This is a genomic window from Nocardioides flavescens (assembly GCF_009823805.1).
Taxonomy (GTDB): domain Bacteria; phylum Actinomycetota; class Actinomycetes; order Propionibacteriales; family Nocardioidaceae; genus Nocardioides; species Nocardioides flavescens.
The window spans coordinates 26,140-39,605 of record NZ_WUEK01000015.1 but is presented as its reverse complement, the minus strand read 5'-3'; the positions used below and the strand labels follow the sequence as shown (position 1 = coordinate 39,605).

At 73.4% G+C, this 13,466-nt stretch carries 18 protein-coding genes; 12 read left to right on the top strand and 6 right to left on the bottom strand.

Annotated elements, in window-relative coordinates; translation table 11 throughout:
• Positions 1 to 6 precede the first annotated feature (6 nt).
• From GRQ65_RS19835 to GRQ65_RS19825, 3 genes are read left to right on the top strand one after another with little or no spacing between them, the layout of a single operon-like run.
• Positions 7 to 600, top strand: coding sequence for a hypothetical protein (locus GRQ65_RS19835; protein WP_160879738.1), 594 nt, complete (start codon positions 7 to 9; stop codon positions 598 to 600).
• Positions 597 to 980 (top strand): phage holin family protein, encoded by a 384-nt coding sequence (locus GRQ65_RS19830; RefSeq protein ID WP_160879737.1) that lies wholly within the window; start codon positions 597 to 599, stop codon positions 978 to 980. Before GRQ65_RS19835 ends, GRQ65_RS19830 begins: the two co-directional genes overlap by 4 nt.
• Positions 956 to 1,501 (top strand): DUF3618 domain-containing protein, encoded by a 546-nt coding sequence (locus tag GRQ65_RS19825; protein ID WP_160879736.1) that lies wholly within the window; start codon positions 956 to 958, stop codon positions 1,499 to 1,501. The genes GRQ65_RS19830 and GRQ65_RS19825 overlap by 25 nt, the downstream gene beginning before the upstream one ends.
• A 28-nt stretch (positions 1,502 to 1,529) precedes the next feature.
• Here the strand turns inward: GRQ65_RS19825 and GRQ65_RS19820 are convergent, their stop codons facing one another.
• Positions 1,530 to 2,180: a LuxR C-terminal-related transcriptional regulator gene (locus GRQ65_RS19820; RefSeq protein WP_337191906.1), complete on the bottom strand. Its 651-nt coding sequence runs from the start codon at positions 2,178 to 2,180 to the stop codon at positions 1,530 to 1,532.
• A gap of 68 nt (positions 2,181 to 2,248) precedes the next feature.
• Here GRQ65_RS19820 and GRQ65_RS19815 point away from each other — a divergent pair, with 68 nt between their 5' ends.
• Genes GRQ65_RS19815 through GRQ65_RS24290 form a run of 7 tightly spaced genes read left to right on the top strand, consistent with a single transcriptional unit; the run spans position 2,249 to position 8,062 of the window.
• Positions 2,249 to 3,220, top strand: coding sequence for an SDR family NAD(P)-dependent oxidoreductase (locus GRQ65_RS19815; RefSeq protein WP_160879735.1), 972 nt, complete (start codon positions 2,249 to 2,251; stop codon positions 3,218 to 3,220).
• Between the two features lie 47 nt (positions 3,221 to 3,267).
• Entirely contained in the window at positions 3,268 to 4,296 is a 1,029-nt protein-coding gene (locus GRQ65_RS19810; protein WP_160879734.1) for a polyprenyl synthetase family protein, read from the top strand.
• Positions 4,293 to 5,204 carry a squalene/phytoene synthase family protein gene (locus GRQ65_RS19805; protein ID WP_202388420.1) on the top strand — a complete coding sequence of 304 codons (912 nt, stop codon included), beginning with the start codon at positions 4,293 to 4,295 and terminating at the stop codon, positions 5,202 to 5,204. The genes GRQ65_RS19810 and GRQ65_RS19805 overlap by 4 nt, the downstream gene beginning before the upstream one ends.
• The gene (gene crtI, locus GRQ65_RS19800; protein ID WP_160879733.1) at positions 5,201 to 6,790 is read left to right on the top strand and encodes a phytoene desaturase family protein; all 1,590 of its coding nucleotides are present in this window, start codon (positions 5,201 to 5,203) and stop codon (positions 6,788 to 6,790) included. The genes GRQ65_RS19805 and crtI overlap by 4 nt, the downstream gene beginning before the upstream one ends.
• A gap of 36 nt (positions 6,791 to 6,826) precedes the next feature.
• Positions 6,827 to 7,201, top strand: coding sequence for a PH domain-containing protein (locus GRQ65_RS19795; protein ID WP_160879732.1), 375 nt, complete (start codon positions 6,827 to 6,829; stop codon positions 7,199 to 7,201).
• A 2-nt stretch (positions 7,202 to 7,203) separates the two neighbouring features.
• Positions 7,204 to 7,974 (top strand): RCC1 domain-containing protein, encoded by a 771-nt coding sequence (locus tag GRQ65_RS19790; RefSeq protein WP_160879731.1) that lies wholly within the window; start codon positions 7,204 to 7,206, stop codon positions 7,972 to 7,974.
• On the top strand, positions 7,925 to 8,062 hold the full coding sequence (locus GRQ65_RS24290) for an RCC1-like domain-containing protein (protein ID WP_202388419.1): 138 nt from the start codon (positions 7,925 to 7,927) through the stop codon (positions 8,060 to 8,062). The genes GRQ65_RS19790 and GRQ65_RS24290 overlap by 50 nt, the downstream gene beginning before the upstream one ends.
• Here GRQ65_RS24290 and GRQ65_RS19780 read toward each other — a convergent pair.
• Both GRQ65_RS19780 and GRQ65_RS19775 read right to left on the bottom strand, forming a co-directional pair.
• Positions 8,026 to 9,435 carry a hypothetical protein gene (locus GRQ65_RS19780; protein WP_160879730.1) on the bottom strand — a complete coding sequence of 470 codons (1,410 nt, stop codon included), beginning with the start codon at positions 9,433 to 9,435 and terminating at the stop codon, positions 8,026 to 8,028. The two genes, GRQ65_RS24290 and GRQ65_RS19780, sit on opposite strands and share 37 nt — an antisense overlap.
• A 220-nt stretch (positions 9,436 to 9,655) precedes the next feature.
• Positions 9,656 to 10,228, bottom strand: a complete 573-nt coding sequence (locus GRQ65_RS19775; protein WP_160879729.1) for a GNAT family N-acetyltransferase — start codon at positions 10,226 to 10,228, stop codon at positions 9,656 to 9,658.
• Between the two features lie 34 nt (positions 10,229 to 10,262).
• Here GRQ65_RS19775 and GRQ65_RS19770 point away from each other — a divergent pair, with 34 nt between their 5' ends.
• Together GRQ65_RS19770 and GRQ65_RS19765 are read left to right on the top strand one after the other, a co-directional pair.
• The gene (locus GRQ65_RS19770) at positions 10,263 to 10,751 is read left to right on the top strand and encodes a GNAT family N-acetyltransferase (RefSeq protein ID WP_160879728.1); all 489 of its coding nucleotides are present in this window, start codon (positions 10,263 to 10,265) and stop codon (positions 10,749 to 10,751) included.
• Positions 10,748 to 11,362 (top strand): hypothetical protein, encoded by a 615-nt coding sequence (locus GRQ65_RS19765; protein ID WP_160879727.1) that lies wholly within the window; start codon positions 10,748 to 10,750, stop codon positions 11,360 to 11,362. Before GRQ65_RS19770 ends, GRQ65_RS19765 begins: the two co-directional genes overlap by 4 nt.
• Positions 11,363 to 11,364: 2 nt before the next feature.
• On the opposite strand, the gene GRQ65_RS19760 is transcribed toward GRQ65_RS19765, so the two are convergent.
• From GRQ65_RS19760 to GRQ65_RS19750, 3 genes are read right to left on the bottom strand one after another with little or no spacing between them, the layout of a single operon-like run.
• The gene (locus GRQ65_RS19760) at positions 11,365 to 11,601 is read right to left on the bottom strand and encodes a helix-turn-helix domain-containing protein (protein ID WP_160879726.1); all 237 of its coding nucleotides are present in this window, start codon (positions 11,599 to 11,601) and stop codon (positions 11,365 to 11,367) included.
• A gap of 27 nt (positions 11,602 to 11,628) precedes the next feature.
• The gene (locus GRQ65_RS19755) at positions 11,629 to 12,447 is read right to left on the bottom strand and encodes an SDR family NAD(P)-dependent oxidoreductase (protein ID WP_160879725.1); all 819 of its coding nucleotides are present in this window, start codon (positions 12,445 to 12,447) and stop codon (positions 11,629 to 11,631) included.
• Positions 12,444 to 13,394 (bottom strand): SDR family NAD(P)-dependent oxidoreductase, encoded by a 951-nt coding sequence (locus tag GRQ65_RS19750; protein ID WP_160879724.1) that lies wholly within the window; start codon positions 13,392 to 13,394, stop codon positions 12,444 to 12,446. The genes GRQ65_RS19755 and GRQ65_RS19750 overlap by 4 nt, the downstream gene beginning before the upstream one ends.
• Positions 13,395 to 13,466 lie beyond the last annotated feature (72 nt).

Below are 13,466 nucleotides of genomic sequence, written 5' to 3'. Positions count from 1 at the left end.
GGGGCCATGACCACTGACAGCAGCACGAGCGCCACCGAGCGCGCTCAGCACGCGGCATCGACCGCAGGAGAGCAGGGCCAGCACGTGGCCGGGGTCGCCGCCGACGAGGCGCGCAGCGTGGTCGGCGACGCCGCCGAGCAGGTGCGCGGCCTCGCCGACCAGGCCCGCGGCCAGGTGCGCGACCAGCTCGACGAGCAGAGCCGCACTCAACGTGACCGCCTCGTCGGCACCCTCGGGACCCTGGGCGACGACCTCCACCGGATGGCGGACGGCGCCGACTCCGGCCTGGCCACCGACCTTGCCCGCGAGGTCGCCGACCGGGTGCAGGGCGCCGCCCGCCACCTCGACGGCCGCGAGCCGAGCGACCTGCTCGACGACGTCCGGCGCTTCGCCCGACAGCGTCCTGGCACGTTCCTGCTCGGCGCCCTCGCCGCCGGGGTCCTCGTCGGACGGGTGGCCCGAGGTGCGCGCGATGGCGCCGTCGCCGCGAGCGCGGAGCCGACCACCGATCTCTCTCCGACGAGCCCGCCCGTGACGCCGACGCCGCCGACGACGGGCACGGCCGCCGGCGAGCCGATCGACCCGGTCGACCCGCTGTGAACGACGACCGCAGCCTGGGCGAGGTCGTCAGCGACCTCGGCGAGAACCTCTCCACCCTGCTCAAGCAGGAGGTGGAGCTGGCCAAGACCGAGCTGAGGAGCGAGGTCACCAAGGCGGGCAAGGGCGCCGGGATGCTCGGTGGCGCGGGACTGGGAGCGTGGTTCGCCCTCGTCTTCCTCAGCCTCGCGCTGATGTTCCTGCTCGACAACTGGCTGCCGATCGAGGCAGCCGCACTCATCACCGCCGCGGTGTGGGCCGTGGTGGCCGCCGTGCTGGCCGTCCTCGGGCGCGCCCGGCTGAAGAAAGCACACCCCGAGCTCCCGCACACGCAGCAGAGCCTGAAGGAGGACGCGTCATGGGCCAGAGCCCAGAAGAGCTGAACACCGAGATCGAGCAGACCCGGGCCCGGATGGCCGCCGACATCGACACCCTGCAGGACCGGGTGAGCCCGTCGGCGATCGTCGAGCGCCGCAAGCGCGCCGCACGCGACCGCGTCGGCTCGGTCCGCGACCGGGTCATGGGTACGGCGCACGACGTGGGCGGCAGCGTCTCGAGCGGAGCCGGCGGGGTGAGCGAGAGCGCCCAGCAGCGCTTCGAGGGCAACCCGATCGGCGCCGGCCTGGTGGCTTTCGGGGCCGGCATGGTGCTGGCCTCGCTGCTGCCCGCCACGCGCGCCGAGGCCGAGGCCGCGCACCGGGTCGTCGAGACCGCGCGCGAGCAGGGCCAGCCGCTCGTCGACCAGGCCCGCGAGGCCGGTCAGCAGGTGGCGAGCGACCTCAAGGACGCGGCGACCGACGCGGCCCAGCAGGTCAAGCAGAGCGCCCAGGAGTCGGCGACGACGGTGCAGGACGAGGGCCGCTCCGCGGCCCAGAGCGTGCGCGACGAGACCACCACCTCGTGAGTCCGGTGCCACCGGTCCTGACGCGAGGTCAGGGCCGGTGGCGCCACGGCCGCGGCACGAAGTCGTGGTCGAGCCCCCAGATCACGGCCTGCGAGCGACTCTCCGCCCCGATCTTGCGGTAGAGCGAGCGGATGTAGGTCTTGATCGAGTTGATGCTCAGGAAGAGGGTCTGGGCGACCTCCTGGTTGCTGAGCCCACGGCAGATCAGGGCGAGGATCTCCGACTCCCGCTCGGTCAGCCCCTCGGCCCGGCCGGGCCAGTCACCCGCGCCGCCGTCGAAGGCGTCCTGACCCACCTCTTGGTCGACCTCCACGACCTGCTCCCCGGCGTGCACGCGCTCCAGGGCGGCGACCAGCCGCTCCTCCGAGACGCCCTTGAAGACGTAGCCTGCGGCACCCGCGTCGAGCGCGGCCTGGACCGCGGCCTTCTCCGCGGTGAAGGCGAAGACCACCACCGGGGCCCGGGAGCTGCGGACGAAGTCCCGCAGGTCGTCGATGAGCCCGAACGCGTCCTTGAGCACCACGTCGACGTCCTCGGCCGGGTCGCGCAGCGAGTCGAGCTCGACGACGTGCACGCGGTCGCCGTGCTCGGTCAGCATCGCGGCGAGCCCCCTCACCACGATGGGATGGTCGTCGACCAGGGCGAGTCGGAGCGGACGCGAGAGCTCGGGTGCGGGCACGGTTCCAGGTATCCCTCACCATGCACCCGGCTGCGCATGAGTGCCCGGGTCGCGGGGACCGGTCGCCCATGAGCCCAGCGCAGACGACGGACACTCCCCGCGTCGTGGTCGTCACCGGCGCCTCGAGCGGCATCGGCCGGGCCGCAGCCGTGCAGGCCGCGGGCCGCGGCGACCACCTCGTGCTCGTCGCCCGCGGCGCCGCGGCCCTCGCGCAGGCGGCGGCCGAGTGCACCGCGGCCGGGGCCACCTCGGTCACGGTCCTGCCGACCGACGTCGGCGACGACGAGGAGGTGCAGGCGTGCGTCGAGCAGGTGCTCGACGAGCACGGCCGCATCGACGTCGTCGTGCACAGCGCCGGGGTGGTGTCGTACGGACGCGTCGAGGAGGTGCCGGCCGAGGTCGCCGAGCAGGTGGTGCGGACCGACCTGCTCGGCTCTCTCAACGTCGCCCGCCACGTCGTCCCGGTCCTGCGGCGCCAGCACGAGGGCACCCTGGTGCTCCTCGGCTCGGTGATCGGCCACCTCGGCGTGCCGACCATGACGCCGTACGTGCTCAGCAAGTGGGGCGTGCGGGCGCTGGCGCACCAGCTGCGGCTCGAGAACCGCGACCGGCCCGGCGTGCACGTCCGCTACGTCGCGCCCGGCGGGGTCGACACCCCGATCTACACGCAGGCCGCCAACTACGCCGGCTTCGTCGGGCGCCCCCCGCCGCCGGTCTCGAGCGCCGAGCGAGCGGCGGCCCAGATCTGGCGACGCGTCGACCACGGGTGGCTCCCCGACCAGCTGAGCGCGCTGAACTACCCGATGGCCTGGGGCCGCGCGTACCTGCCGTGGTTGTACGACCGGCTCGTCGGGCCGCTGTTCCCCGTCGGAGCGACCGACCTGACGCGTCCCGTGGCGCCCACCGACGGCAACGTGCTCGCGCCCCGCACCCAGGGCGAGAGCACGGATGGTGACGCCGGCAGCTCGCTGGCCGGCATCGCCCGCAACCTCGCGGCGACGCTCCGCCCCGGACGCTCCCCGGGCAGCCCTCCGGGGTGAGGCGAGCCACCGCGCGTGCGCTTGGTGCGTCTGGATACCGTCTCCGCGTGCCCGCTGCGGAGGACGACCCGTTCCAGGACCTGCTCGGGGCGCGGACGCTCGGCCAGTGCGGCACCGAGGGCGTGGCGCTGCACGCCGCGCTGCGGCACGCGGTCGTCGGCGGCAAGCGGTTCCGCCCGTGGCTGGTCGGGCTGACCCACGACAGCTGTGCGGGCACCCGACCCGAGGCCGTGGCGGCCGTCGGCGCCGGGGTCGAGCTGCTCCACACCGCCTTCGTCGTCCACGACGACGTCATCGACGGCGACCGCACCCGGCGCGGTCGGCCCAGCGTGCCCGAGGGCTTCCGTGTGGCGGCCCTCGGCCGCGACGTACCGGACGAGCGAGCGGAGCTCTACGGCCTCGCCGGCGCCGTGCTCACCGGTGACCTGGCGCTCGCCGCGGCGGTCCGCGCCGTCGCCACGGCGCCCGTGCCCCCGGCGGTCACGCACCGGCTGCTCGACCTGGTGGACCAGGCTCTCGCGGTCACCGCGGCCGGCGAGCTCGCCGACGTGCGCCTGGCGACCCACCCGGGCCACCCGACCCTCGCCGACGTCCTGTCCATGGAGGAGCGCAAGACCGCGGTCTACTCCTTCGCCCTGCCGATGCAGCTGGGCGCGGTGCTCGCCGACGCCCCTGACGAGGTCGTCCACGCCCTGGGCGAGGTGGGCCGCCACCTGGGGCTCGCCTTCCAGCTCCAGGACGACCTGCTCGGGGTCTTCGGCGACTCGGCCAGCACGGGCAAGAGCACCGTCAACGACCTGCGCGAGGGCAAGTGCACCGCGCTCATCACCCACGCCCGCAGCACGGCCGGCTGGCTCGAGATCGAACCCCACTGGGGTGCCGTCGACCTCGACGACGCGCGCGCCGCGCTGGTGCGCGACGCGCTCGAGCGTTGCGGCTCGCGCGGTTTCGTCGAGGACCTCGTCACCGACTACGTCGCCACCGCGACCGACGCCGGTGCCGCCGTCGGCCTGCCCGCAGCGCTGCTGAGCGACCTGGCCGGCCTGTGCACCGTGCCGGTGCGGGGCGCGGCGTGACCGCGCTGATGCGACCCGCGGCTCCCGGACCCGAGGACCCGGCTGCCTTCTACGACGAGGTCGCCCGGCGCAGCGCCGGCCTGGTGCTGCAGTCCTACTCCTCCTCCTTCGGCATGGCCTCGCGGCTGCTCGCCGAGCCCGTGCGCACCCACGTGCGCACGCTCTACGCCCTCGTGCGTCTGGCCGACGAGGTCGTCGACGCTCCGCGAGCCGGCCTCGACGTCGAGCGCCAGCGCGCCGTGCTCGACGAGCTCGAGACGGAGACGCTGCGCGCTCTGCGCACCGGGCACAGCGCCAACCTCGTCGTGCACGCCTTCGCCGGCACCGCCCGCACCTGCGGCATCGAGCCGCAGCTCATCACGCCGTTCTTCGCCTCCATGCGCACCGACCTCGACGTGCGCGAGCACGACCAGGACAGCTTCGAGCGCTACGTCTACGGCTCGGCCGAGGTCGTCGGGCTGATGTGCCTGCGCGCCTTCCTGCTCGAGACGCCCGACCCCGACGCGGCGTACGCCGAGCTCGAGCCGGGCGCCCGGGCCCTCGGGGCGGCGTTCCAGAAGGTCAACTTCCTGCGCGACCTCGCCGAGGACTCCCAGCTCCTCGGACGCCGCTACTTCCCCGGCGTCGACCCGGCCGCGCTGGACGAGCCCACCAAGCACCGCCTGCTCGACGACATCGACACCGACCTGAGGGTCTCGGCCGCGGCCGTGACGGCGCTGCCGGCCAGCAGCCGACGGGCCGTGGCCGCGGCCCACGCGCTCTTCGCCGAGCTCTCGCTGCGGCTGCGCAGCACCCCGGCCGCCCAGGTGCGCACGCAGCGCGTGCGGGTGCCGGGACCGCGCAAGGCCGTGGTCGTCGCCCGGTCCTTGGCCACGTCCGCCCGCCCGGCACGCAAGGAGTCCCGATGAGCACCCCGTCCGAGCACCGTCGCGTCGTCGTGATCGGCGGCGGGGTCGCCGGCCTGGCGACCGCCGCCCTGCTGGCCGCGGACGGTCACGAGGTCGACCTGCTCGAGCGTTCCTCGGCCCTCGGTGGCCGCGCCGGGTCGTGGGAGCGCGACGGGTTCCGCTTCGACACGGGGCCGTCGTGGTACCTCATGCCCGAGGTCTTCGACCACCTCTTCCGCCTCCTCGGCACGACCGCCGAGGCCGAGCTCGACCTGGTCCACCTCGACCCCGGCTACCGCGTGTGGTTCGAGGGTCACCCCGACGCCGTCGACATCGCGGCCGACCGGGCGGGCAACGTCGCGCTCTTCGAGTCGCTCGAGCCCGGGGCCGGCGCGGCGCTGGAGAGCTACCTCGACTCGGCTGAGCTCACCTACGACCTCGCCCTGCGGCACTTCCTCTACACCTCGTTCCAGTCCCCCGCCTCGCTCCTGGCGCCACCGATCGCCCGCCACGCACCCAAGCTCGCCGGGCTGCTCACCCGCTCGCTCGAGTCCTACGTCGGCGCGCGCTTCGAGGACAACCGGTTGCGCCAGGTGCTCGGCTACCCGGCGGTCTTCCTCGGCACCGCGCCCGACAAGGCGCCGAGCATGTACCACCTGATGAGCCACCTCGACCTCGCGGACGGGGTCTACCACCCTCGCGGCGGGTTCCACCGCGTCGTGGAGGTGCTCACCTCGCTCGCCGAGCGCGCCGGGGCGTGCCTGCACACCGGCGTCGAGGTGACGGGCGTGCGCACCGCGCCCGGCGGCTCGGGGCGTCGTCAGCGTGTCCACGTGACCGGCGTCGACGCCGTTCGGGACGGCGCGCCCGCGTCGTACGACGCCGACCTCGTGGTCGGTGCCGGCGACCTGCACCACCTCGAGACCCGCCTGCTCCCCCGCGAGCTGCAGACCTTCCCCGAGTCGTGGTGGTCCAAGCGCGACCCGGGCCCGGGTGCCGTGCTCGCGATGCTCGGCGTCGAGGGCGAGCTGCCGGAGCTGGCCCACCACTCGCTGTTCTTCACCCGCGACTGGCAGCAGAACTTCGGCGACGTCTTCGACGCACGCCGCGTGCCTGAGCCGGCCTCGGCCTACGTCTGCAAGCCGTCGGCCACCGACGACGACGTGGCGCCCCCCGGTCACGAGAACCTCTTCGTGCTCGTGCCCGTCCCCGCCGAGACCAGCATCGGCCGCGGTGGCGAGGACGGCGCCGGCGACCCGCAGGTCGAGAAGGCCGCCGACGCCGCCATCGCCCAGGTCGCCTCCTGGGCCGGGGTCCCCGACCTCGCCGAGCGGATCGTCGTACGCCGCACTGTCGGGCCCGGCGACTTCGCCCACGACATCCTGGCCTGGCGCGGCGGTGCCCTCGGCCCCGCGCACGTGCTGTCGCAGAGCGCGATGTTCCGCGCCGGTAACGCGTCGAAACGCGTCGACGGGCTGCTCTACGCCGGGTCCAGCACCCTGCCGGGCATCGGTGTCCCGATGTGCCTGATCAGCGCCGAGCTGGTGCTGAAGCGGGTCCGTGGGGACCGGTCGGCCGGGCCGGTGGACGTGCCGCGAGACCTCTAGGCTCGGCGGACGCATCCGCCAGCAGGAAGAGGCTCCATGGACAGCAGCGTCGGCACCATCACCGCCTGGACCCTGATCGAAGAGATCCCCGTCCCACCGGACGTGACCCCTCTGCTCACAGAGGGCGAGCAGGCTGTCGCGGCGTTCAAGACCTTCCGCGACAGCGCTGTCTTCACCACGAAGCGACTGATCGTGCGGGACGCGCAGGGGTTCACGGGCAAGAAGGTCGAGATCTACTCGCTGCCCTACAGCTCGATCAACATGTGGTCGTCGGAGAACGCCGGCGGCATGCTCGACCGCGACGCCGAACTCGAACTGTGGACTCGGGCCGGCCACATCAAGGTGAAGCTCCACAAGACGATCGACGTCCGCCGGCTCGACCAGCTGATCGCCTGGGCCGTGTTGAAGTAGGTGTGCGCCACCTGGTCGCGGCTGGCGCTCGACATTCGGTCGGAGTCGACGACGGCGGACGGGTGGTGCACGCGGGAGCCGCGAGCTCGGGTGAGGGGCTCGTCGACGGCTTGACGGGCATCGTGTCGGTCGCGGCTGGCTCCGTGCATCTGGAAGCCAACACCGGACGCTCCCACACGGTCGCACTCCGTGTGGACGGGACGGCGGTGGCCACGGGCTGGGACGCGCACGGACAGTGCGACGTGAATTCTTGGACCCGGCTCGTCGCGGTCGCGGCCGGGTGGCGCCGCACGGTCGGCGTACGCGCCGACGGTCGTGCGGTGGCGTCGGGCCGGCGCACCGATGGCGCTTGTGACGTGGAGATCTGGCGTGACGTCGCCGACGCGGCCCGCGGCGACTGGCACACCGTGGGACTCCGCGACGACGGCACGGTGCTGGCCGTCGGCAACGACAGCCGGGGGCAGTGCGAGGTAGCGGAGTGGCAAGGCATCGTCTCGGTCTCGGCGGGGTCGCTGCACACGGTCGGTCTGACGGCCGCCGGCCGCATCGTGTTCGCCGGCGCGTGCTGTGGGGCTGAGGAGGAGATGGCTGCGCAGGGCGACGTCGTCAGCGTCGCGGCGGGGAGCCACCACACCGTCGCTCTGCGCTCTGCTCTCCTCCGGCAGAGTCCTCGCCGCTGGCGCCGACGACGACGTTCAGTGCGCCGTCGACGGATGGACCGACGTGGTGGCCATCGCCGCGGGCGGCGCACACACCCTCGGAGTCGGCGCTGACGGATGCGTCCTGGCGGCTGGGCGCAACGACCACGGGCAGTGCGACGTGGGTCAGTGGAGCCTGAGGTCGATCTCGACGCCGGGGTAGATGTCGAGGCCGGCGGGGGCGTCGATGATCATCCGGGCGTGCTCGGGTGGGATGGGGCGGGTGCCTTGGTGGTCGACGAGGTAGCCGAGTCCGTGGGGTGTGAGCCAGGCGTACCTTCCCGCGCCTGATTGTCGGGCTGTGTAGCCGGCGTGGGTCTTCCAGCGGTGGTGGCGTCGGCCCAGTGGGCCGGAGTTGTGGGTGCCGGTCTGGCCGGGCGGGCCCTGAGCGGTGTACGGCGTGGGATGGTCGTAGTCGACCCTGCGTGACGTGTTGACGGCGTAGGGCCAGTAGTCGCCACCAGTGGTGAGGTGGACTCGTTCCTTCAACGCCTCGGGGTGTTCGTAGGCCGTGGTCCGGATCCGGTCGGCGAGGTCGATGACCGGTTTGACGGTCACCTTGCAGCCGGCGAGGAGGCCGGTGACCCCGGTGAGCGTGCTCGGTCCGAGCCCTTCGATGCGGGCGACGGCGGGGGTGCCGTGGAGCGCGGCTTCGTGGAGGTGGACGTAGAGCACGGTGCGGGGGCGCAGCGGCTCGAGGTCGAGGTCGCGCAGGGCGTCGAGGAGGTCGGCGGGCATCGCGGTCGCCCGCGAGGGCTCTGCCTCGTCCGTCTCGCTGTCGAACAGCGCAGGTTGCTGGTGCTCGACCAAGAGCTCGAACAGTTCGGCGGGGCGGGCGAGCCACCCGAACGCGATCGACCTGAGCTCCTGGGCGCCGGCGTCGGGGTGACGTGGGCCGATGAGCTCGACGACGCGGGTCAGGGTGGCGTCGATCCAGTGGGCGTCACCGGCTTCGACGCGGGCGATGATCGTGCGCAGGCCGTGCTCGTCGGTGCGGGACATCCCGACGTACGTGCGTCGACGTTCGGCCTCGGCGCGTTCTTCGTGGAGGGCGGGGTCGGCCTCGATGATCGTCGCTTCGGCGACGGCGAGGACCCGGCCGCCGGCCTCGCGGGCGATGACCCGGGCGACCGCAGCGTCGACGGTCCCGACACAGTCCAAGGGCAGGTGGCGTGACAGCCTCGCGACCCGTCGGGCGACGCTCACCTCCGCCTCACCTCGGCGTACGACCGCCCAGGTGAGCGGGAGGCGGTGGCGCAGGTCGAGGACGTCGGCGAGGGCGTTGCTGGTGGCGACGACACCGGTGCCGCGGGCGATCGCGATCTCACCGAGGCAGTGGTCCCGCACCTTCGGCGTCCCCTGGCCTCCCAGGGCGACCGTCGCGTCCCACTTCCCCACGGACGGTCCGGAGTGCAGGTCCGCCCAGGCGGCGAGGGTCTCGAGGTCCTCGACCTCGACGAGACGGCGAGCACGCACGACCCGAGTCGCGGAGGCCAGCACGGCCTGCGCGAGCTCGTGATCGAGGTGCTCCGTCATGGGTCAAACGCTAGAGGTCACCACCGACAGTCAGACCTCGCCGAGGCCCTGGTTGACCACGATCCGAGACGGCCGGGAAACAATCTCCTGGAACGCCTGGCGGGTGGTTTCGAGACAGGACTTCGTCCTTCCTCAACCACCGATCTGTCGGCTCCCAGCTCAGCTTCAGGGGTCTCGACAACTCTCGCCAGGGCTCGCTGCTCGATCAGCGGGGGGGCACTCAGTGATCGGCGGCGTGGGGCCTGTCCCACTCGCTGCGCAGCACGGCGTACTGGTAGCCGTCGATCCAGCCGAGGTCGGCGTGCCAGGAGTCCTGCACGCCGTGCTGCTCTCGGCGCATGCCGAGCCCCTCGAGGATCCGCACGGACGCCGGGTTGTCGGCATTGCAGCTGGCGGTGACACGGCGGAGCCCGAGAGGACCGAACGCCGCGTCGAGCAGTCCGCGAGCGAGCGCCGAACCGATACCTCGGCCCCAGTGCTTCGGGTCGACGATGTAGCCCAACACGCCCTCGGTGCGCGGGGGCATGCCCGGCTGGCCCATACCGTCGACCACGTCGAGGAAACCCATTGCGACGAGCGCCCCATCGAGCTCGGCCACGCATGAGAAGTCCGTGTCACTGCCGGGCACCTCGAGCCACTCACGGCGGAACTCTGGGGCGTCGACCGACGTCCGCAGCATGAACCGGTTGGCCGCCGGGTCGTTGCGCAGCGCGTGCAGGTCGTCGAGCTCTCCCGGCCCCGGATGACGCAGCAGGAGGGGACCCGAGCGCGCAGGCCACGGGTCGGTGATCACGCGCTCATTGTCGCCGATCCGTCATCATCTGCAGGTGCTCGGAGAACCTCCCGTCGTCACCGCCTGCGAGACCGCCGAGACGCTGGCGGCGGCGAGCAAGGTCTTCGATGCCTACCGCTGCCACTACGGGCAGCCCGCGGACGCGGCGCAGACCCTGCGGTGGCTGACGCGGATGACGGAGGCCGGGCTGCTGACGGTCTTCACTGCCGCACTGGAGGACGGGACCGAGCCCGTCGGCCTCGCCACCGCCCACCCCGTCCCTGCGTCTCTCGGCGCCGGGCTGACCTGGCAGCTGCGCGACCTGTACGTCGACCCGAGAGCACGGCGCCGGGGCGTGGCGCGCGCGCTCGTGACCGCCGTACGGCGCGCGGGCGAGGCCGCAGGCGCGAGCCGGCTGTCGCTCGTGACGGAGGTGGACAACGCCGGGGCGCTGGGCCTCTACGAATGCCTCGGGTTCCGGCCGGTCACCGGCTTCACGACCCTCAGCCTCGACCTCGCCGCCGCCGCCGCCGCCGAGCGATGACGACACGTCGCACTCGCGCTGCCGCGGTGGGCGTCGTCGTGCTGGCACTGCTGCTCGGCTGCGCGTGGTGGGTCGAGGCGGGCCGGAGCGCAGCACAGGTGGCTGTCACCTGGACACCCACGTGCACGGGCACGGAGCTCACCCGGCTCCCGCGGTCCCTCGTCGACCCGGACGATCCACGTGCGGGCGATCTCGCCATCGACGTGAGGCCGGGGTTCGCCTGCTCGGTGAGGCTGAGGATCACCAACACCTCGCGGTGGACCGCCCACCTCGAGGCGGTGCGCGTGCCGTTCGCCGGTCGCAGCGGTGGCGGCGAGATGCGAGCGGAGCCGAGTCCCGCGCCGCCCGCACTGCAGCCGTCGCCGTTCGACGACATCGACGCGACGCTCCCCGTCGTCCGCGAGCTCGCGCCGGGCGAGTCGACCACGGTGGAGTTCAGGATCGGCTGGCGTGAGGACGGCTGCAACGCCGGCGGAGCCATGTGGGTCGACCAGTGGCCGGCCGTCGAGCTCCGGATCCTCGCCCGCGACCTCGAAGCGCGCTCCCCGCAGCGCCTGGTCCTGCGCACCCACGACGGAGACCACCAGCCCCCTGCGCGGGAGGGCTGCTGACCTCAGCGCGGGGGCAGGTTGGCCGCGGCCCAGGCGACGGCCTCGCTGCGCAGCGTGATGTCCAGGCGACGGTAGGCGCTGCGGACGTAGGTCTTGACCGTGTTGATGCTCAGCCCGGTCGAGGCGGCGATCTGGGCGTTGGTGAGCCCGTCGCCGATCAGGCGCAGTGTCTGCACCTCGCGTGGGGTGAGGCCGTCGGGACGGGCGGTGCCCGGACGCGGGGCCTGGTCGATCGACATGCGGAGTTCTCCTCGGGACGGGCGGGCTCAGTCAGAGCCCTGCGAGCGGCGCGACACGGCGCGGAAGACGGGCCCTGCGAGGCGGTCCCACAGGGCGGGGGCGTAGCTGAACGCCCAGATGAGCGGGTAGTTGGCCCAGGCGGTCTGCACCTCGTTGCGCGGGTGGTCGATCTGGGCGTAGACCTGACGGGCGACGCGCTCGGGGCTGATCACCGGCGGCGGCGGGGTGTTGACGGTGCCGGCGGAGTCGAGGGCGTTGTCGTAGATCGGGGTGTCGACGCTGCCGGGCGAGACGTGGACGACGTGGACGTCGGGCAGGTCGGCGTTCTCCATGACGAGCTGGCGGGCGAGCGCGCGCACCCCCCACTTGGAGACGACGTACGGCGTCATCTCGGGGACGCCGATGTGGCCGAGCAGGGAGCCGACGAGGACGAGGACGCCCTGGCGCTGCTCTCGCAGGACGGGTACGACGTGGCGCGCGAGCGAGGCGGTGCCGAGCAGGTTGGTCGAGACGACCTGCTCGAAGTCCTCGCGGCTGACCTCCTCGGTGCGGCCGTAGGTGACGATGCCGGCGCAGTGCAGGACCGCGTCGAGGCGGCCGTGCTGGTCGAGGATCCCCGCCAGGACCTCGGCGAGCCGGTCGTCGTCGGAGACGTCCGCGGCGGCGGGCTCGGCCGAGGCGGCCCCGGCCTCGCGACACTCCCCGGCGAGCTCGACGAGGTCGTCCTCGTGGCGGGCGAGGAGGACGACGTGGTCGCCCTTCTCGGCGGCGCGGAGCGCGGTCGCGCGTCCGATGCCGCTGCTGGCACCGGTCACGAGGACCACGCGCGGGGGCTTCTGGCTCATCGCTCGCCTCTCTTCCAGCGGGCACGTCCCGCGGGGCGGCGGAGGCGGCCCAGGGGGGTCCAGCCGCCACTCACGCCCTCGCCGTCGGGACGCGCCCGCAGCACGTTGCCGCCGTGGTCGGGCAGGGCCGGTCCGCGCAGCACGACGAGACGGACGAGCAGCGGCGCAATGCGGTCGTAGACCGCGGGGGCGAGCCGGTGGGCGAGCACGCCCGGTCCGTTGGCGGGCCCGACCCGGACCAGGCGTCGCGGGTGCTCGAGGCAGTCGACGACCGCGGCGGCGACGCGGTCGGCGCTCACGACCGGCGGGGGCGCGGACCCCGCGCTGCCGGCGTACGACGCGGCCTGGGCGTAGATCGGGGTGTCGACCGCGCCGGGCGAGACGAGACTGACGTGCACGTGCGGTGCGTCGGCGACCTCGAGCTGCAGGGAGCGCACGAGGCCCATCTGGCCCCACTTGGCCGTGACGTAGCTCGACATCCACGGCACGGGGATCTCGCCGAGCTGCGAGCCGACGACGACCAGGGAGCCGTGCCCCTGCGAGCGGAAGAGCGGGAGCAGCGTGCGGGCGAGGTTGGCCGTGCCGTGCACAGCGGTGGCCACGACGTGCTCGAACACCTCGCGCGGCACCTGCTCGACCGCGCCGTAGGCCATCACCTGGGCGCTCGTCACGACGGCGTCCAGACGGCCGTGGCTGTCGAGCACCCGCTCCACCGCGCGCTCGACCTGGGCGGCGTCGGTGACGTCGAGCTCCACCTGCTGCTCGGGACCCACCTCGAACGGCAGCGAGGCAGCGGCGCGGGCGAGCGAGACGCGGTCGCGCGAGGCGAGCACGACGTGGGGCGCGTCGGCCCCGTCGCGGGCGCCGAGGCGCTGCGCGACCGCGAGTCCGATGCCCGAGGTGCCGCCGACGACGAGAACGACGGGCCGAGTGGATACCGAGTGCACGTGCCTCCTGCCGTCGCTGCCGAGCCAGACCTGGCGCTGTGCGGTTGGACTGCGCAGGTTCGCGAACCCGAC

Coding starts and splice junctions, on each gene's coding strand:
- GRQ65_RS19835 (WP_160879738.1), top strand. CDS start 7: ATGACCACTGACAGCAGCACGAGCGCCACCGAGCGCGCTCAGCACGCG.
- GRQ65_RS19825 (WP_160879736.1), top strand. CDS start 956: ATGGGCCAGAGCCCAGAAGAGCTGAACACCGAGATCGAGCAGACCCGG.
- GRQ65_RS19815 (WP_160879735.1), top strand. CDS start 2,249: ATGAGCCCAGCGCAGACGACGGACACTCCCCGCGTCGTGGTCGTCACC.
- crtI (WP_160879733.1), top strand. CDS start 5,201: ATGAGCACCCCGTCCGAGCACCGTCGCGTCGTCGTGATCGGCGGCGGG.
- GRQ65_RS19795 (WP_160879732.1), top strand. CDS start 6,827: ATGGACAGCAGCGTCGGCACCATCACCGCCTGGACCCTGATCGAAGAG.
- GRQ65_RS19780 (WP_160879730.1), bottom strand. CDS start 9,435: ATGACGGAGCACCTCGATCACGAGCTCGCGCAGGCCGTGCTGGCCTCC.
- GRQ65_RS19765 (WP_160879727.1), top strand. CDS start 10,748: ATGACGACACGTCGCACTCGCGCTGCCGCGGTGGGCGTCGTCGTGCTG.
- GRQ65_RS19760 (WP_160879726.1), bottom strand. CDS start 11,601: ATGTCGATCGACCAGGCCCCGCGTCCGGGCACCGCCCGTCCCGACGGC.
- GRQ65_RS19755 (WP_160879725.1), bottom strand. CDS start 12,447: ATGAGCCAGAAGCCCCCGCGCGTGGTCCTCGTGACCGGTGCCAGCAGC.